The sequence below is a fragment of the Laspinema sp. D2d genome, from assembly GCF_025370755.1.
Lineage (GTDB): Bacteria > Cyanobacteriota > Cyanobacteriia > Cyanobacteriales > Laspinemataceae > Laspinema.
Window position 1 is genome coordinate 108,308 of sequence record NZ_JAMXFC010000012.1, and the last position, 19,404, is coordinate 127,711.

General features: G+C 46.5%; 15 protein-coding genes. 5 read left to right on the forward strand and 10 right to left on the reverse strand.

The features are described from left to right. Positions 1-65: 65 nt before the first annotated feature. Positions 66-1,025: a DUF362 domain-containing protein gene (locus NG796_RS10705; RefSeq protein WP_261206588.1), complete on the forward strand. Its 960-nt coding sequence runs from the start codon at positions 66-68 to the stop codon at positions 1,023-1,025. 162 nt (positions 1,026-1,187) lie between these two features. On the opposite strand, the gene NG796_RS10710 is transcribed toward NG796_RS10705, so the two are convergent. From NG796_RS10710 to ribD, 3 genes are all read right to left on the reverse strand, one after another. After that, the gene (locus tag NG796_RS10710) at positions 1,188-2,588 is read right to left on the reverse strand and encodes a CHAT domain-containing protein (protein WP_261206589.1); all 1,401 of its coding nucleotides are present in this window, start codon (positions 2,586-2,588) and stop codon (positions 1,188-1,190) included. A 494-nt stretch (positions 2,589-3,082) separates the two neighbouring features. Further along, positions 3,083-3,808, reverse strand: coding sequence for a hypothetical protein (locus NG796_RS10715; protein WP_261206590.1), 726 nt, complete (start codon positions 3,806-3,808; stop codon positions 3,083-3,085). Between the two features lie 259 nt (positions 3,809-4,067). Then, positions 4,068-5,135 carry a bifunctional diaminohydroxyphosphoribosylaminopyrimidine deaminase/5-amino-6-(5-phosphoribosylamino)uracil reductase RibD gene (gene ribD, locus NG796_RS10720; RefSeq protein WP_261206628.1) on the reverse strand — a complete coding sequence of 356 codons (1,068 nt, stop codon included), beginning with the start codon at positions 5,133-5,135 and terminating at the stop codon, positions 4,068-4,070. Positions 5,136-5,251: 116 nt separating this feature from the next. Here ribD and NG796_RS10725 point away from each other — a divergent pair, with 116 nt between their 5' ends. After that, a complete protein-coding gene (locus NG796_RS10725; RefSeq protein ID WP_261206591.1) occupies positions 5,252-7,393 on the forward strand; it encodes a mechanosensitive ion channel family protein in 2,142 nt (713 codons plus the stop codon). A 283-nt stretch (positions 7,394-7,676) separates the two neighbouring features. On the opposite strand, the gene NG796_RS10730 is transcribed toward NG796_RS10725, so the two are convergent. The 7 genes from NG796_RS10730 to NG796_RS26550 all read right to left on the reverse strand — a co-directional run bounded on the left by NG796_RS10730 (position 7,677) and on the right by NG796_RS26550 (position 13,922). Then, complete coding sequence (locus NG796_RS10730) at positions 7,677-8,417, reverse strand: glutathione peroxidase (RefSeq protein ID WP_261206592.1); 741 nt, start codon at positions 8,415-8,417, stop codon at positions 7,677-7,679. A gap of 296 nt (positions 8,418-8,713) precedes the next feature. Then, entirely contained in the window at positions 8,714-9,463 is a 750-nt protein-coding gene (locus tag NG796_RS10735; protein WP_261206593.1) for a sulfite exporter TauE/SafE family protein, read from the reverse strand. A 466-nt stretch (positions 9,464-9,929) separates the two neighbouring features. Continuing rightward, entirely contained in the window at positions 9,930-11,309 is a 1,380-nt protein-coding gene (locus tag NG796_RS10740; RefSeq protein WP_261206594.1) for an aldehyde dehydrogenase, read from the reverse strand. Positions 11,310-11,491: 182 nt separating this feature from the next. Beyond that, the gene (locus NG796_RS10745) at positions 11,492-12,844 is read right to left on the reverse strand and encodes a hypothetical protein (protein ID WP_261206595.1); all 1,353 of its coding nucleotides are present in this window, start codon (positions 12,842-12,844) and stop codon (positions 11,492-11,494) included. A 62-nt stretch (positions 12,845-12,906) separates the two neighbouring features. Further along, positions 12,907-13,029, reverse strand: a complete 123-nt coding sequence (locus NG796_RS10750; RefSeq protein ID WP_261206596.1) for a hypothetical protein — start codon at positions 13,027-13,029, stop codon at positions 12,907-12,909. Positions 13,030-13,075: 46 nt separating this feature from the next. Further along, complete coding sequence (locus NG796_RS10755) at positions 13,076-13,660, reverse strand: Uma2 family endonuclease (RefSeq protein ID WP_261206597.1); 585 nt, start codon at positions 13,658-13,660, stop codon at positions 13,076-13,078. Between the two features lie 46 nt (positions 13,661-13,706). Continuing rightward, a complete protein-coding gene (locus NG796_RS26550; RefSeq protein ID WP_411268800.1) occupies positions 13,707-13,922 on the reverse strand; it encodes a hypothetical protein in 216 nt (71 codons plus the stop codon). Between the two features lie 102 nt (positions 13,923-14,024). Here NG796_RS26550 and bchH point away from each other — a divergent pair, with 102 nt between their 5' ends. The 3 genes from bchH (at position 14,025) to NG796_RS10775 (ending at position 19,262) form a co-directional block, all read left to right on the forward strand. Then, a complete protein-coding gene (gene bchH / locus NG796_RS10765) occupies positions 14,025-17,747 on the forward strand; it encodes a magnesium chelatase subunit H (protein ID WP_261206598.1) in 3,723 nt (1,240 codons plus the stop codon). Between the two features lie 101 nt (positions 17,748-17,848). After that, positions 17,849-18,562 carry a response regulator gene (locus NG796_RS10770; RefSeq protein ID WP_261206599.1) on the forward strand — a complete coding sequence of 238 codons (714 nt, stop codon included), beginning with the start codon at positions 17,849-17,851 and terminating at the stop codon, positions 18,560-18,562. Positions 18,563-18,644: 82 nt separating this feature from the next. Then, positions 18,645-19,262: a hypothetical protein gene (locus NG796_RS10775; RefSeq protein WP_261206600.1), complete on the forward strand. Its 618-nt coding sequence runs from the start codon at positions 18,645-18,647 to the stop codon at positions 19,260-19,262. The last annotated feature ends 142 nt before the right edge of the window (positions 19,263-19,404 follow it).

Here is a 19,404-nt window from a genome sequence, read left to right on the forward strand (position 1 = left end):
TAAACTGTTTACCCCTCCCGGGTAGTGGTTGACTCTTTTTTAATAAAATTAGCTCAGTTTATCTCATGACAATCGTTAGTTTAATTCGCGCCAATTCTTACGAAAAAGTAGCTCTTAGAGCATCTATAGAGACTGTTTTAGCGCCTCTAGGAGGAATGAGTGCCCTTGTCAAACCCGGCGATCGGGTTTTGCTGAAACCTAACTTGCTCACCGGGTCTCATCCGACTAAAGAATGTGTCACTCGACCCGAAATCGTCTGCTGTGTAGCAGAAATGGTGATGGAAGTGGGAGGAAAACCTTTTTTAGGAGATAGTCCAGCTTTTGGGAGTGCCCGGGGGGTAGCGTTTGCCAATGGATATCAAGAGATTGTGGACCAATTGAATTTACCGATTGTGGAATTTCATGGGAAGCGATATCCAACGAATGCCACGGAATTTAATCATTTACGATTATCGAAGGAGGCAATGGAAGCCGATGTTGTGATTAATTTACCCAAGGTGAAATCCCATGTTCAATTGACGATGACAATGGGGGTTAAAAATTTATTTGGCTGTGTTCCCGGAAAAATGAAAGCCTGGTGGCATTTGGAAGCGGGAAAGGATGTGAATCGCTTTGGGGAAATGTTAGTAGAAACGGCGCGGGTGATTTCTCCTAATTTAACGATTGTTGATGGGATTATCGGCCATGAAGGGAATGGTCCAAGTGGGGGAGAACCCCGACTGCTGGGACTGTTGGCGGCGTCGGAGAATGTGTTTGCCTGCGATCGCGCCCTACTAGAGGTGCTGAATGTCCCACCAGAACTGGTCCCCACTGCTGCGGCATCGTTACGATTGGGGATCTGTCCAGAATTGGCAGAGATTCAGTTTCCTTTGTTGAAACCTGTTGACTTCAATATTCAGGATTGGAAGCTGCCAGATGCCTTAGTTCCCATTGATTTTGGAATGCCTCGCGTTCTCAAATCTACGTTCCGGCATTTGTACATTCGGTTTATTAAGGAACCGATAAAATTGTATGGGAATCGGTAGAGTTAAGACGTTAGTTTTAAAAAAGATTCATCGCCTAAAATTTGCGATTTGAATCCGGGACGAAGAGGAAAAATAAACCGGCTTTCTGCTGCTAGTTGGGGATAAATTCCCCAATCTTTAGCCCAGAAACCCGGTTTACAACTGTTGCTAAAACAGGAAAGTTTAGGCTTCTCCAATTAAGGTAAAGGCTGCCCAGTCTCGGGGGTTGGGATACTGTTCCATTGTGGTTAACATGGCCGTTCTTAGGGATTGGGCTTTATCACAGGTTTGGCGGAATTGGTAATAAAATTCTTTCATAAAATCTAGGTTGGAGGTGGTGGGGGGTAACCAGAGAGACATTAGTAAACTGGGTACTCCAGCGGTGATAAAAGCTTGAGATAATTCCACAACTCCATCCCCCCAAATTCGACCTCTGCCGGTATCACAGCCACTCAAAACCACGAGTTGAGCGGTGAGATTTAAGTGTAAGATGTCATTAATTGTCATCAGTCCATGAGTGTTGGGACTGGGTGCAAAGGCGATCGCCGATTGCAATCCTTCGATGTCATCAAGAAAAACATGGGTAGCCAGATGAATGATATTGGCAGACCCCATTTTTTGGAGGATAGCTGATTTCGTAGCCCGATCGCCCGTAATCGGTTGAGTTTTCAGGACCTGGGCGATCGCCTCCGCTTCCAGTTGAGTCCCCGGAATTTGCAGCAATTGTACCGGCGGTTCCCCAAATTCCAAACAAATGCTAGGCATGGTAGGGTTTCCAACGACGAGGCATTCTTGAAGGGATTCCAGGGTCAAGCAGCAATGAGGGCTGCTATTTCCTCCCACCGTCTGAAATGCGAGTTCCCGTTCAACGAGGGGTTCTCGTTGCCGCTGAGTCACCCCCAGGGCTTGAATGGAGGGGGCGGTGAGTAGGGTATGCTTTTCGATGGGATATTGACCATTGGAATCGATTAATGCCGCAAAGGGAACCAGGAATAAAAAATCCTGGGGAATAATCGTCACCCGTTTTTGGGGGTCCTTGGGCAACAAATCGGCGATCGGTGCTATGAGAATTTGATACAAGAACTGGAGTTGTTGGCGACAAAGCAACCGTTCGCGATCGCTATAGCCCACATTAATTAATTCCCGGACGCTACGAACCAGACCCGCTAGGGACGTGTTATCTTCGTACCAGACCGATTGCAGGTCTACTTGACGAAAGTCAATTTTCCCCGAGGGCGAAATAACCCAAATAAATAGTTCAGTCGCATAAGCGTACAGGGTCTTGATCCCGATTTGCAGCCGCGACATTTCATAAAATTGTTGATAATCATAAATCAAGGAATAATAAACTAAAGTCGAATTGTGAGCTTTAGCAATTTGTTTAATTTTATAAAGACTCGGGGGTTCTACGGAACCCAGGCACTTACCCTCTGGTCCTAATCGGGTGGCTAAGAGATGCTCAACTGCTTTGGATCGTCCTTGTTCTGCCACTTCTAAGGCCGCTTCAGTTCTGCGTTGAACTACTAAAATTCGTTCAAAACCTCGGTAAATATCCGGTTGTCCTTCATGCGCAAAAATGTTCATGCTTTGCCCCTAAGTTCAGCATTCAATACGATCGCCTTGACCGGAAGGAAACGCCGCGTTATTTTTAGGCGATCCCTTAAATCATAATCGATTTCAGCCCTCATGAATAGGTCGGTTTCAGGCTTTTTTTCGAGGTTTTTGTTGCGTTTTGTTGCGCGATCGCCCCCTTGCGGAGAGCGGGGTTAGGGGCTCAGAAAAATTGAGGGTTGATGATGACACAAAATCCAATATTTTTAGGTCTGCAAACCCTGATCAATTCACCGGGTTCGGCAACTGGGAGCGGATCGTTTCCGGCGCTTCTATGCAGAGAAAACCCAGGGTTAAAAACCGGATGGATAGAGTATGAGGACTTTTAATCAATGGCTGTCGTCTCGGGGAGTAGGTCCCTTCACTCCTCGCGGTTGGCGATCCAAAAGGGACCTCATCCCTGCTCCATATTTGAGGAACACCCAAACTGAGCAGGATCTGGGCAGATATTAAGTTGGGGATTGCCCCTAGGGGATCAGTGGCGGTTCTGGAGTGGATGGCTCAAAAACTGGAGCACCCGTGGGATTTAGGGTCGGTACCGCAGGGGACAAGGGTTTTGCAGAAAGGGTATTGGCGACCAAAACATACCCTAAGTAAGCGGGTAAAACCATCGAAGCCACGGCGGCGATCGCACCAACCACATTCAGCCACCCTGTAGCCGGTCCATAATGAGAGCGATAGGGGTCAAAATTGATCCCCTCCTCCTTAATCATTGTTCGCCATGCGATCGCCCGCTTGAACCGGACCCGGCGATCGTCCAGCTTTTCCAAAAGTGTCCAACCGGCTTGTAGTTCTTCCTCACACAATCCCTGGAAAATTTGGGGATCGCGAAACAAATCGAAACTGGCCCGCACGATTTTATACTCCCACTCACCATTGTGGGAATCCCGAGAAGACCCAACACTCGCCTCGGGCACAGGGGGACGCAAGGCAGCAATCACCGCCGTTACCTCCTCGGGTTTAGGCGGTACAGAAAATTGTTCTGCACTCTTGCCGCCATTCAGAGGCAAGGACGTGGGTGGGTGTTCGACTTTTGTTAAATTTCGATGATTTTGATGATCCGTCACAAGTTCTTCCTCCTCCTGATCTTGTTGCCGTAACAGTAGTTGCCTCCAGCGCAACCAACCCCCGGCAACCACTGCCTCAATGCCGAGACTCCCCACAAATACGCTCCACAACACAATGACTTGCATATTTTTCCTTGCCTCAAGGGTGTGAGATGAAGGATGAGGGATGAAGGGGACCGTCTCAGGGCGCAAGGATTAGCAAATTTCTCAAATTTTATTTGGGGGTTAAAATTTGGTGATTTTTATGCAAAACTCTACCCCTTGCTGCGGACTTATCCAGGATGGGAGAGGATTAAGCTAGGCTTCTTTCCCACCCTAAGCTCCAAAAAAGCTGGGTTATGGCGCTTGAATGGTCCCTTAAAACTTCATCGTTTAGACTTCACCCTTATTCCTTTAGTTTTAAATACCCTTCCACTAAACAATCGGTTCCAATCGTCCGCCATTTTACCCGGTCTAAGGTTAAGGCATCACCCATCCGAGTTAAGCCCAAATTCCCGACGGGCGAGGGTGCTGATTGACCCCCGACAATTTTGGGGGCAATAAACGCGAGAACTTTTTGAACTGCGCCATCTGCGATCGCCCGCGCTGCCAACAGTCCACCACATTCCCACAGAACCGACAGAAACTCCCGCTGATAGAGATACTCCATCGCGATCGCCGGAGTTAAGGGATCAAGCTCTATCACTTCAACGCCTTTATTCAAAAGCCACTGCTGCATATCCGGATTTGCTCCGGGCTGAGTCAGCACTAGGGTCCCTGCCTCGGAAACCTCCCACAGATGGGCCGATTCGGGCAAATCTAGGGTACGAGTCATCACCACGCGTAAGGGGTTCTGAGTGCCGGTATGGTGACTGGTGAGCTGCGGATTGTCCTGACGCACCGTATTTCCCCCGATGATAACGGCATCGCACACCGCACGCAGGGTATGCACTTCATGACGCGCTTCGGGACTGGTAATCCAGGTGCTGTGCCCGGTGGTGGTGGCAATTTTGCCATCGAGGGTCATGGCATATTTTAAAATTCCAAAGGGACGATGGTAGATGACCCGATGGAGAAAAGCTTCATTCAGCTTGCGGCAGGCTTCTTCTTCGACTCCTACCACTACTTCAATTCCTGCCGATCGCAGGCGCTGGATACCCCCACCGGACACCCGGGGATCAGCATCAACCATCCCCACCACCACTTTGGCGACTTTCGCTGCAATCAAGGCTTCAGAACAAGGGGGGGTGCGTCCATAATGATTGCAAGGTTCTAGGTTGACATAGACTGTGGCACCTTGGGCCTGTTCCCCAGCTCCTTGCAGAGCAAAGACTTCTGCATGAGGCTGTCCCGCACCGGGATGAAAACCTTCTGAGATGATTTGGCCCTCTTTGACAATCACGGAACCCACTAAGGGGTTCGGTGCCGTCTTTCCTAATGCAAGTTGAGCCAACTCAATACAGCGACGCATCATTGAGCAATCAAAGTCGCTAAACTCACTCTCGCCACTGGGGTTTGAGGGGGTAAAGTCTGGATTCGGGAGTCCTGGCACTTGAGAGGTCACGGGCAAATGTTCCTTTTCCTGCTGTCATGATGAAGCTTAACCCTGAGTTTATCGAAAAGACTGACGTTCCAACAGCCACGCAGTATAATCAAGTCGAAGCGAGGTTAAGTTTTGTGAAGTTAAAAGCTGAAAAAATTATCATGGACATTCAAAACAGTCAAGATATAAAACCAGCTAGGATTGGCCGATCGCCCAGAGTGGGCGGAAAGATTGCGAAACAGATCGGGCAATGGGCGGCGATCGCAGCGCTTCAGGTGGTGACCCTCCAATCCTGTCCCGTTCCAGCAGCGATCGCCCAGCTTCCACCGGAACAATCTAACCCCGAGGCTTCCCCAGAATCCGAACCCCTTGACCCTGCCGCCGAATCACTGCGTCACTCTTCGTCCACCACCGCAGCCCTCTTATCTGTATTTCCCAATAACTGGCTCTCCAACGACTGGTTTTCCCCCTATCTGAATCGTCCTGTCCGCCTCGATGGCAGGACCCTATTTCCCGTGGCTCCCATTGAACTATCCGAGGGGTCTCGGGTAGAGGCGATCGAGCGACAACTCCAGCAGTTGCTTGAAGCGATCGAAACCGAACTAGACGAAAATCCCCAGACTCAGAACCCTAACGGAACCTATTCATCCGCCGAAATTACCACCTTCATCAATCAAAATCTGCAAATCTACAACAATCCTCTAGGCGGGTTACCCGTCATTTATGCCCGGTGGGGGGGAGCAGAAACCCAACAAATTCGACTCCTAACCGTAACCGCTGTAGATGCGGAACGCTTAGGAATGCCTCTGGAAATGGTAGCCGATCGCTGGCAACAACAGATTCGCCAGGGACTGTTACGAGCGTTATTAGAGCGTCAACCCGACTATCTCAAACAACAGGTCGTCTGGTCTGTTTCCATCGGTTTAGCGATGGTCCTATCCAGTTTGATCCTGTTTTACTATCAGAAACAATTTAAACGGAAACGGGAGCAAATCCACGCCACTCCTTATCCCCTTCCCCAAGAGAACCCCCCAGTTCCTCCCCCGGAAGTTCAGCAATTAGAAGACGCTGTTCCCGTCGCCGAATCGGAATCCCTTGAAGTGCAGCAACAAACCGAATCCATGCGGGAGTTGCAGTACAAAATGAAGCAGCAACAACAGCTCAATGTCAACGATATCCAACAACGATTGGCGCAATTTGGGCAAGTTGTTATCTGGGGAGGAGGAACCTACAGTATTTTGGGCTTGTTTCCCATGAGTCGAGGCGTCCAAGTGCTGATTTTGTCTTTACTTCCTGTGCCTTTGCGGTTGCTGGGGGTGGTGTTGAGTACATACGTGGGGGTGCGCTTGAGTGCGATCGCCATTGATCGGTTCTTTAGCGTCTTGCAAGAGGGTAAATTAGTAGATTTGAATGCATCCCGACGGTTAGCATTGCGGTTTTCCACCTTTTCTGGAGTGTTTAAAAGTCTCAGTGCCGTGGGGTGGGTGAGTATTGGCATTCTCATGGCTCTATCGGTGATTGGCTTAGATATTGCGCCAATTCTCGCCGGGGCGGGGATTATTGGTTTGGGGATTTCTTTGGCTTCTCAAAGTTTAATTAAAGACACAATTAATGGGTTTTTGATTTTGTTTGAAGACCAATATGCGATCGGGGATGTGATTCTGGTAGACAATGTAGGCGGACTCGTGGAAAATATGAATCTGCGGATTACTCAACTGCGCAATGGTGAAGGACAGTTAATTACGATTCCCAATAGTGCAATTTCTATTGTTCGCAATCTGTCTAAAGAATGGGCAAGAGTGGATCTCACGATCACAGTGGCTTATCAGAATAATGTAGACCGGGTATTGGAAGTGCTGCAAGAATTATCCTTAGAGATTTACAGCGAACCCGAATGGCAGGAGAAAATGATTGATTCCCCGGAAGTGTTGGGGATCGACCAGATTGATCATACGGGAATTTTAATTAGAATTTGGATCAAAACGAAGCCGCTGCAACATTGGAGTGTGGGGCGAGAGTTTCGCCGCCGGATGAAGACGCGGTTGGATCAAACCGGAATTGCGATCGCTGTACCGCAACAATCCGTAGTATTTCAGAGTTCCTTGGAACTCTTGAAACAGGCTCGAAATGGCAACGGGGAACAGGCCCCCAAGATCCTGATAGGAAATTCTGATCAGGCTTTATCCTAATCTGGAATCCGTTTCTAGGACATGGATACATCAAGGTTTAGAACTTGGGTTTTTTAACAAAAGTTCTGAGGATTAATAACCCAGGAATACCAAAAAATCAGGTTTTTATCCTCTTGATTTAATACTATACTGAGGCCCTAAGCCGTTTGCCAAAATAGACAACTAGGAGTGCGATCATTATCTCCACTTATCACTAAAAAGGGATATCTACACAAATCCCCCACCTTAAACAGGTGGAGGATTTTTTAGACCTAATCTAAACCCAATTCATGATGACGGGGCCTTACTTACGCTGTTGATTTAAGTATTGAATCAGGTCATCAGACCCCCCAATGTGTTTACCGTTGATGTAAACTTGCGGAACAGTCGTTGCGCCAGAAATAGCGCGTAAAGAACGGGTGGTAATATTGTCTTTTAAGACAATTTCTTCATACTCAAACCCATGTTCTTTGAGAGCCGCTTTAGCGCGAGCGCAATAGGGACAACCTTCTTTAGTTAACAAAGAAACACATTCAGGTTTCTTCGCTTCCGGGTTGATATACTTGAGCATAGTCTCTGCATCGGAGACTTCAAAGGGGTCGCCTTCCACCTCGGGTTCGATAAACATTTTTTCAATGGTTTTATCTTTGACTAACATGGAATAGCGCCAGGATCGCTTGCCAAATCCCAGGTCTTCTTTATTGACCAGCATTCCCATTTTTTCCGTGAATTCGCCATTTCCATCGGGAATGAAGGTGATGTTATCTGCTTTTTGTTCCTTTTTCCATTCATTCATCACAAATGGGTCATTGACAGAAATGCAGATAATGTCATCAACACCATTGGCTTTAAAAGTGGGGGCTAATTCATTGTAGCCGGGAACGTGAGTGGAGGAACAAGTGGGGGTAAATGCGCCCGGTAGAGAAAAGACGATTACGGTTTTCCCAGCAAATAGCTCATTGGTGGAAAGGGTTATCCAATCTCCATTTTGACGGGTTTTCAAGGTAACATCAGGAACGGTTTGACCTTCACGATTTTGTAACACGATAGATTCTCCCAGTAGTTAATTTAGTCATGGATGCCAGAATTGAGGGTTAATTCAGGCAAGAAACCCCCTTGTTTTTCTCTTGGGCTAGAGTGGATAAAACCCAAAGCAACGGCGGTCAGCTTTCGTTTCTGTAAGGGGGGAAAAGAAAGCCGGGGATTTGGTACTTCACTATTCTAGCGAATCTCAGGGACTGTTCAAGTATCGGCCAAGGGTAGGGGTGAGCGATGGATCAAGGCGATCGCTATTATGTCTGACGATCCTTGACAAAAATCACCTTCCCCGGTAACAGCGCCTTAATGAATAAATTGTAATAACTCACGCTGTTGCCAGAGCATTAATATGCCTGTAATTGCCATTGTTGCCAGTGCAAGCTGACGAAAGTGCTGGGTGCTCATGCTGCGGAGGACGTAGCGACCCAAGAGGTTACCCGGGGCTGCGGCGAGTCCGATCGCCAATCCATATCCTAGGTACTGCGGTGTCATTGCACCAAAGGCCAAATAAATCACAATCTTGACAATATGAATTACCACTACATTAGCAGCTTTGGTGGCAATCATTTCTTCTTTGACTAATCCATATTTAAGATAAAGGGGATTTAAGAGGGGACCGCTACTGCCGATGAGTCCGGAAATAAAAGCATACAGAAATCCGGCCGGTAAAAAATACCAGGTGGCAATCTGAAAACTACTTTCTTGTTTTTTTACTCCAAATCCGACTACGCTCAAGATCAGAAATAAGCCGATCAAGAGGTGTAGCCACTCTATATTTATTTGGGTAAACAAATATGCTCCTAAAATTGCCCCTACAATCGCACCGGGTAGATACCAAAGGGTAATTTTCCAGTTGATATCATTCCAGAATAAAACAATCCGTTGCGAGTTGCCTAGCAACATTCCAATGGTAATTACGGGTGCGACTGAACCCGATCCAAGCAAAAGGTTAACCAGTGGAATTAGGAGGAGTGGACTACCTGCGGCTGCTAAGGTACTGGTAAACCAGGAGAGGAAACTAGCGAGGGTTAACCAAACAAGGAGGATGGACACGAATGGAACGGCTGTTAAAGTTCTTTATGTCTTATTCTCCCATCTTTAACCAAATTTTAACCTAGGAAGTTCCGCAGAATGAGTCAGGTTGGGGCGAAAGTCAAGCAGTCTGGGGAAGACAGGCACATAAACAGGGCTTTTAGGGAGATTGTCGAAAGATCAGGTTAAACCGCTTGATAGGCAGGGACCTCTTTTGGCTTAAGTTGACACCCGTGGAAAGGGAAGCCCCCTATTTTTAGGGTTGGCCCTCCCACTATGGGTCAGTCTGGATAGTCACTGGAATCTGGCATTTGGAATGGGAAAGGTGGGGTTTTGAAACCTCAGTTGTGTTTTGGGTTGAGAGATAATTGCCCTGGGGTTTTAATGAGTAAATACAGGAAGAAACGACTGAAGTCGTTACTACCAACTTAAGAAACGACTTCAGATGTTTTTGAGGTTTGCCCTTGATGCAAATTGTCTAATTTACCTACCCCCCGATGAACCGTTTGATAAAGTCCAATTTATTTTTATAAGGTGGGTAGCGAAAATCTAAATCAAAGCGGAAGGACTTCTCTAAGACACTTTTCCGGTGAGAAAAGGTATCAAAACTGGCTTTGCCATGATAAGACCCCATGCCACTTTCTCCGACGCCTCCAAAGGGTAATTCAGAAACTCCCAGATGCATGATGGTATCGTTGAGGCAAACCCCACCGGAAGAGGTTTCTCTCAGGATTTGTTGCTGCTTTTGTTTATCGTTGGAAAATAGATAAAGGGCGAGGGGTTTAGGTTTTTGGTTAACCAGGGCGATCGCCTCGTCTAGTTTGTCATAATCCAAAACCGGCAGAATGGGTCCAAAGATTTCTTCTTGCATAATCGGTGAGGTGAGGGAAACGCCATTGAGGACGGTTGGTGCAATATAGCGATCGCCTGCATCGGTTTGACCTCCGACTATAATTTCTCCCTCCTGGAGTAACCCCTGTAGGCGATCGAATTGTTTGTCATTAATAATCCGGCCATAGTCTGGATTATTGATGGCATTTTGACCATAAAATTCGGTAATTGTGCGTTCAAGTCCGACCAACAAATCGGCTTTAATCCGACGATTGACGAGGAGATAATCCGGGGCGATACAAGTTTGACCAGCATTCATAAATTTGCCCCAAACAATCCGCTTGCAAGCGGTAGGCAAGTCAATATCAGTCTCAACAATACAAGGACTTTTTCCGCCTAGTTCTAGGGTAACGGGAGTGAGATGTTTGGCCGCCGCTTCCATGACAATTCGGCCAATGTGAGTCCCGCCGGTAAAGAAGATATGGTCAAATTTTTGAGATAATAATTCTTGGGATGCTTCGACCCCGCCTTCTATCACGGCAATGTAACTCGGGTCGAAGGTTTTGCGGATTAAGTCGGCGACTATGCGCGAGGTATGGGGAGAAATTTCAGAAGGTTTTAAGGTAACACAGTTTCCCGCAGCAATGGCTCCAAGTAAGGGAGAAATAGTTAGCTGAAAGGGGTAATTCCAAGGACTAATAATCAAAACAACGCCTAACGGATCGGGATAAATGCGCGCCACACTGGGGAATTGATCCAGCGGACGGGCGACGGTTTTAGGTTTGGTCCAGGATTTAATATGTTTGAGGACATAATTGATTTCGCGAATTACTCCGACTTCGAGCAAATAGGCTTCAAATTCAGATTTTTTTAGGTCTTTATTGAGGGCATTAATGACGAGTTCCTTGCTATCAATAACGGCTTGTTTCAGCCGTTCCAGTTGTTCGATGCGAAAGTCGATATCTTTAGTTTTACCTGTGGCAAAAAATTGGCGTTGTGCCTCAATCACGTCATGAATGCGGGATGTGGTCAGCATGAAGGATATCCTTAAATTGATGGTAGAGGTTAACCCAGGGCGATCGCCCTTTTTCTATTGTATCTATTGTAGAGACGGTTGGAGGGTTGCCGACTTCTGACTGAGGTTTGGGATCGATCAGAAGCGGTTATCCTCATGAGTTACTTAAGTGATAATCACCAGGGTTTACCCCTTGGGGCGTGTTACAAGGGAGTTTTCGCCAGAGAATTCTTCCCAGGTGAGGAAGGGGGGAAAGGCTGTAACCATTGTTGGGACTGTTGAATAGCATGATCTAACGCGGTTTGATAGGCGGTGATTTTTTGCGCGACTAAAGGATGTTTACGATGAGAGGGAGGGACGGTTTGCAGGAGTGCGATCGCCTCTTGCCATTGAGAGGCGATCGCATTCCAGTCATAGAGAGAAAAGGCGGATTTTGTGAGTTGACTGGCAGTTTCTGCCGTGGCGACAGCACGCTCAAAGGGGTCAGTCTGTCTCACTTGTTGTCCGGCATAAGTCAGATTTAGCTGAGATTCGGCTAAGAGTTGTTCCGCCAAGGCACTTTGGGAATGGCTGGCAGGGACGCTGGAAAGATGAGCGATCGCCTTTTGCCACTCCCCCCTCACCGCTTCCCATTCACCCATTGAATTCGCCGTTTTTTCCAGCTTTCGGGCGCTTTCTATTTGAGCGACTGCGCGATTATAGGGGTCAAGCTGGGCAATTTTTTGATGGACTTGAGTGAGATGACTTTCGTATTCTGGGATTTTTGGGGCGGCTAAGATCGCCTTGTCATCGTCGGGGGAAATGCTCACTAAGATTGCGATCGCTTGTTTCCACAACAGGGCAACGCTCTCCCATTGTTCCATCGTTGAGGCGGTTTCAGCCCGTTGCTTGGCTTCCTCTGCTTTAGCCATTCCCTGATAAAAGGGGTGAAATTGTAAGAGTTGTTGTTGAGAAAATGTGAGGTTTCTCTGATATTCAACCCGTTTTTGTTGGACGAGGGAATACTGGGGATAGGTCGGTGGAATGATCTGCAACTGCGCCAATGCGTCCTCCCAAGCTTGTACTCCTTCGTCCCAATCTCGTTTGTCAACAGCAACGCGAGTCCGTTGTGAGGCTTGTCCTCCTTTAGTGAGGGCCGGTTTCAAGGGGTCTAAACGGTCAAATTGCTGACGGGCATAAGTGAGATTTTTCTGATATACTGGAAGTCTGGTTTGGGCAAAATCTCGGTGAGGATGTTCGATAGATACAGTTTTTAATCGGGCGATCGCCTCCTGCCAATGCTGGATGACTCTATCCCACTCTTCCCATGTGGCAGCGGTTTGGGTTAAATTAGCCGCTGAGGTTGCCTGGGCGATTGCTTGTGAAACCGGGTTGGGATTCTCCTCTGCCGATTCGGAAATTGACTCCGCAGGAGGTGCCGCAGTTGCCGTGAAGAGGATACTCGGATTACATCCGGCAATCATCACCGCCAGCAGGGCGATCGGAATCGTCGGAAGGGATACCCCCAGGCAGGCGGGGGAGATGCCATGAAAAGGGGACATACTTGGCAGTTGCATAACCTGATTTGGAGATAGAGAATTGGCGATTAACAGAGGCAATTCATGCTCTTTGTATCGTTTTAGCGCGATCGTAAGGCGATCGGGTCACTCCCAGTAATTTTTATGCCTTTCGACGTATATCGGTTACTATCTTTAGGGCTTTTATATTTAGGTGCGCGATGATTACATCTATCTACAGACATAAATTATAGTCTCCTCTCCCTCTATGCCACGGGATGGAAACAGGGATTACGGGGAGATTGCTGGAAATATGCGATTCAACTCCCAGCTAACCCCTTCAACCCCAGGAATAGTCGTTGTTTCATTCGGTAGTTTGACTTGTTTTTGTCGATAGTCAAAAGTTCCCGTTGATTTTTGGTAAGGAGTCGTATAAATTTCTAGTTGCTTTTCCAATAAATTGACAATCCAATAGTCTGAAATTCCCGCTTCAGCATACAAAGGTAATTTCACTTGGCGATCGTAGTCCAAGGAAGAATCTGCAATTTCAATCACTAGCAAAATATCATCCGGCATGGGATGATGGGAGAGGTAGTTATCCTCTCGGTTTTGTACCAGGGTAAAATCCGGTTCTGGTTCGCTATGATTGGGGAGAGTAATCGGGTCCTGACAGCGGATTTTCCCTTGCCCTGATACCCTTAAAATTAGTTGTTCGTTCAGGTTCATGCAACACACGGCATGAGGTTTTCCTTTGGGGACCATCTGGATTGCTTCTCCTTGGATTAATTCAGTGCGATCGCCTTCCGCAAAAAACCCCAGTTCGATGAGACGGTGATATTCTTCAATGGTAAAGCGTTTGGCCGTAGTTAGGGTCATAGGAGTGAGGGGGTTGATGACTTTTGTTATTCTACCATACCCTTTCCTAAATTCTAAATTCTTCCGCTACAATTAAACCTGTCAAATTAATCGAATTTTCGTTCAGGTTCATACCCAAACTGGGAGGGGGGTTCCCTGGGGGAAATTTTAGGATTATTTGGCCTCGGATTAATTCAGTGCGATCGCCTTCTGGGAAAAACCCCAGTTCGATGAGACGGTGATACTCTTCTATGGTAAAGCGTTTGGCTGTAGCTAGGGTCATAGGAGCGAGGGGGTTGTACGACTATTATTAGTCTACCATAACCGTTCCTAAAGACCCATTCTTCGGGTACAATTAAACTAGAAAAATTAATTAACTAAATTTATGAAACGGATTGTTTTAATTGCAGGATTTGAATCGTTTAACGCTGAGTTGTACCGGCAGGCAGCACAGGTGGCAATGTCGCGTTGTCCTGAATTGAATATTCAGGTTTTTAGTGACCGAGATCTCACGGACAAAGCGGACGGGGTTGCCAGGGCACTTCAAGAGGCAGATGTATTTTTTGCCAGCTTAATTTTTGATTATGATTGCGTCATTGAATTGCGGGAAAAAGTTCAGCATATTTCCATTCGCCTGGTGTTCGAGTCTGCCTTGGAACTGATGAGTTTAACGCAGTTAGGAAAATTTGCGATCGGGGACAAACCCAAAGGAATGCCGAAACCTGTTCAATTTATTTTGAGTAAGTTTTCTAGTGGTAGAGAAGAAGATAAACTCGCTGGATATATTAGTTTTCTCAAAACCGGACCTAAACTGCTCAAATATGTTCCACTTCAAAAAGTCCAAGATCTCCGCAATTGGCTGATTATTTATGGATATTGGAATGCCGGGGGTGCAGAGAATGTGGCCGCTATGTGTTGGACTTTGGCCGAAAAATATCTAGGATTAACCGTTGGGGAAATTCCCCCTCCAATAGAGACTCCTAACATGGGATTACTCCATCCCGAATATTCAGGTTATTTTGAGTCTCCCCGCCATTATTTAGAGTGGTATCACACTCAAAATCTATCCTCGGAGAGTCCCGTTGTGGGAATTCTCCTTTATCGTAAGCACGTTATCACTCAGCAAGCTTATATTCCTCAATTAATTAGACAGTTTGAACAAGCGGGGTTAATTCCACTGCCGATTTTTATTAATGGTGTTGAGGGTCATGTTGCCGTTCGGGATTGGATGACATCCGCCGATGAAACCTGGCAACGACAACAGGGAAATAATCAAACCCGATCCTTATCTGCCGAAGCAGTTGAAGTCGATGCGATTGTTTCTACCATTGGATTTCCCTTAGTTGGAGGTCCGGCAGGTTCAATGGAAGCAGGACGACAAATTGAAGTAGCAAAAGGTATTTTAGGCATTAAAAATCTCCCTTATTTTATCGCAGCACCGTTATTAATTCAAGATATCCATTCCTGGACTCGCCAAGGCATTGGGGGATTGCAAAGTGTCGTATTATATGCCTTACCCGAACTCGATGGGGCGATCGATACTGTCCCCCTCGGCGGTTTAGTAGGGGAAGACATTTATTTAATTCCTGAACGAGTCAAGCGGTTAACCGGACGGATTAAATCCTGGATTGAACTGCGCAAAACACCCCCAGCAGACCGAAAAATTGCCATTATTTTATATGGATTTCCTCCGGGTTATGGTGCAACGGGAACCGCTGCCTTGCTGAATGTTCCCCGCAGTCTTCTCAACTTCCTCCAATCCCTCAAAGATAACGGTTACACTGTAGGGGATTTACCCGATGACGGAGAAGAATTAATCCGCCGGGTCAAGGTCGCCGATGAGTCACCCCTAGAGACAAAATTAACGCGATCGCAAGGCATTACTCCGACTAAAGTCAATATTAAAACGCTGGATAAATGGTTAGGGTATCTCCTCACCCGGCGGATTGAAAAACAATGGAAATCTCTCACTGATACCGGCATCAAAACCTACGGCGATGACTATGCGATCGGGGGAATTCAGTTGGGAAATATTTGGATTGGGGTCCAACCCCCTCTCGGAATTTCCGGCGACCCCATGCGGTTGATGTTTGAACGGGATATGACCCCTCACCCTCAGTATGCCGCCTTCTATAAATGGCTTCAACATGATTTTAAGGCCCAAGCATTGGTTCATTTTGGAATGCATGGAACCGTCGAATGGTTACCGGGGTCTCCCCTGGGAAATACGGGATATTCTTGGCCGGATATTCTTTTAGGAAATCTGCCGAATCTTTATATTTATGCCGCAAATAATCCCTCGGAGTCAATATTAGCCAAACGGCGGGGATATGGGGTGTTAATTTCCCATAATGTACCGCCTTATGGTCGGGCAGGATTGTACAAAGAAATGGTTTCATTGCGGGAATTGATTGGAGAATATCGGGAAGATTCGGCAAAAAATTCGGCATTGCGAGAGGCGATCGCCAAAAAAATTGTCGATATTGGCCTGGAAATGGACTGTCCTTTTGCCGAAGCCAAAAAATTAGGCATTGACTTCACCCCTGAAACAGCTAGAATGTTTAGCCCAGAGGTATTAAACGCTTATTTTATCACCATTTACGACTATTTACAAGTCGTCGAACAACGCTTATTTTCATCGGGACTGCATACCCTGGGAGAACCTCCCAATATAGAGGCATTAAAGTCTTATCTCAATGCCTATTTTGACCAAGACTTGGAGGAGGAACTCGTAGAAGAACTCACCACAGGCAAAAAGCCCGAATCCCTCTCTCAACTCATCCCTAATCCCGAGGAAGCCGTACAAATTTGCCAATTATTAATGCAAACCTCCGACGAAATGACCAACCTCATCCGAGGATTAAATGGGGAATATATTCCCCCTGCACCCGGTGGGGATTTATTGCGCGATGGACCCGGAGTCTTACCTACAGGACGAAATATTCATGCCTTAGACCCCTATCGAATGCCCTCCCCTGCTGCCTACAGCCGAGGGCGAGAAATTGCCCAAAAAATCATCGCTCAACATCTGGAAGAAACCGGAAAATATCCGGAAACTGTAGCCGTCATGTTATGGGGATTAGATATTATCAAAACACGGGGTGAATCCCTAGCTATTCTGTTAGAATTAGTAGGGGCAGAACCCATCAAAGAAGGAACCGGACGGATTGTCCGCTATGAACTTCAACCCTTAGACCAACTAAATCATCCGCGCATCGATATTTTAGCCAATCTCTCCGGCATCTTTCGCGATAGCTTCGTCAACATTATTGAACTGTTAGATGACTTATTTTTACGGGCTTCTCAAGCCGATGAACCGGAAGACAAAAACTTTATCCGCAAACACGCTTTAGATTTAAAATTACAGGGAATTGAAAATGTTTCTGCCCGGTTATTTTCTAATCCCGCCGGAGATTTTGGGTCTTTAGTGAATGACCAAGTTATCGATAGAAATTGGGAATCCGGCGATGAATTAGCCAAAACTTGGGAAAGTCGCAATGCTTTTAGTTACGGACGGAAAGATAAAGGTAAAGCGCGTCCGGAAGTGTTGCAACAGTTACTTAAAACGAGCGATCGCATTGTCCAAGAAATTGATTCCGTCGAATATGGACTCACCGACATTCAGGAATATTATGCCAACACCGGCGGATTAAAACGCGCCGCCGAAACCCAAAGTGGCAAAAAAGTCACCGCCAGCTTAATTGAAAGCTTCTCTAAAGATACCACCCCCCGTAAATTAGAAGACCTCTTACGCTTAGAATATCGCACCAAACTCCTCAATCCAAAATGGGCGGAATCAATGGCAAATCAAGGGTCTGGCGGTGCGTATGAAATCTCTCAACGAATGACAGCCTTAATCGGGTGGGGAGGGACCGTTGATTTTACAGATAATTGGGTGTACGATGGCGCATCAGAAACCTATGCTTTTGACCCAGAAATGTCAGAAAAACTCCGAAAAGCTAATCCTGAAGCCTTCCGCAATATTGTAGGAAGAATGCTAGAAGCTCACGGACGAGGTTTCTGGAATCCAGACGCAGATAAGCTAGAAAAACTGCAAGCATTATATGCGTTAACCGAGGATGACATTGAAGGAGTTACCGTGGCATAATAGGATTAAATCTCGGTCAGAACCAACCTTACCCTGAAGTTTCTGTTATAAAGATTAGGGGAAGGTTCGTAATGAGTGATTAATGTTGTTTTAAGTTGATTATGAAATCTGATACAATAACCGATATTTTTAATGGAATTCTCTCTCTAATCCAGATTATAATTTGGCCTGCTTTTGCTGTTTTTTTCGTAACTTACTTTGGAGACTCTTTAAAGACACTCCTCAATAATATTAGCGGATTAACTTTAAAAGCAGGCCCCTCGGGAGTGGAGGCGAGTTTTACTCGGCAACTGGAGTCGGCAGCGATGCTTGGTGCAGCATCGGAACAGAAGAAATCCAGTCAAGACTCCTCTGAGAGGAGGGAAAATACCGATGCTAATCATGAATCTCAAAAAATTATTCATGCGATCAAGCGCGTTTCTGACCCTCAAATTTCTGAAGAATTACTGACCAAAAAAGTGCTATGGGTAGATGATGGCTTAGAAGAAAATAGTTATGAGCAAAAAGCCTTAGAAGTATTAGGGGTTCAATGTAGTTTTTCTCGGAATACCGAAGAGGCGATCGCCAAGATAAAAGCGAGTCCTTATCATGCCATTATCTCTGATATCGAACGTCCCCCAGACGATCGCGCCGGTTACACCCTACTCGAAGAACTCCGGCGATCGGGCTATTATATGCCTTATATTCTCTACGATCGCATCATCCTCCCGGAACACCAAAGCGAAGCGAAGAGACTCGGTGCAAATGGCTGTACCACCCAACCTACTGAACTCTTTGAAACCATCATTTCTGCTTTAATTGGCGATCGCAATTAACCCAGGCAGTCGCCTTCCCTAAACCCCCACCTAAATTCTGCTAAAATCCAGTTAGGTTTCCTTATAAAGTTACCCCAAATCCATGATAACATCTGTAACTAAACCCCGACGCGATCGCCAACAGTTAGGATTTGTTTTCCTGTTGAGTCTCCTTAGTTTATTCCATGCCGATCGCCCATTACAGTCCCAATCCATTGCCCTTTCTCCGGAATACCAAGCCGCATTAGCGGCCCTGAATATTCCCGTAGCCGTTCCAACCTACATCCCCGATGGATTTAGCCTATCTCAAATTAAAATTAACCTTTGTCCCTCCGATATTCCCCAACGTGGCGAATGTAGAGAAGGAACCTCCTATCAAATCATTTATCGGAACCCAGACAATACCTGTTTAATGATTGAGGCCATTGGGGGAGGACTAGGCGGACCGGATAGTGAATTTCATTATACCACTCAAACCGCTCTTTTAGGAGAGGTTGAGATTAGATTTGGACAAATTCCCGGAGATAGAAATACCCCCCGTCCTCAACAATTAACCACTCCTCAACCTGGATTATATAATTTCCCCGCAACCGGGAGATCCGATCAGTCGCCTTATTATGCTGTACGCGTAGAAGAAAACCGCTATTTATGTGGGCCGAATACTAACATTTCCCCTATGGAATTCGAGCAAATTCTTCAGTCTTTAGTATTGTTAAAATAAATTTTTGCAAAATTCTCTTTAGCCCCCCAAGAACTAAATATTTATTCCTCTGACTTCCCCCGATAAATAAACATTCATTCCTCTGGCTTCCCCCTTCTTAAGGGGGACGCGAGGGGGATCTAAGGGGGACGCGAGGGGGATT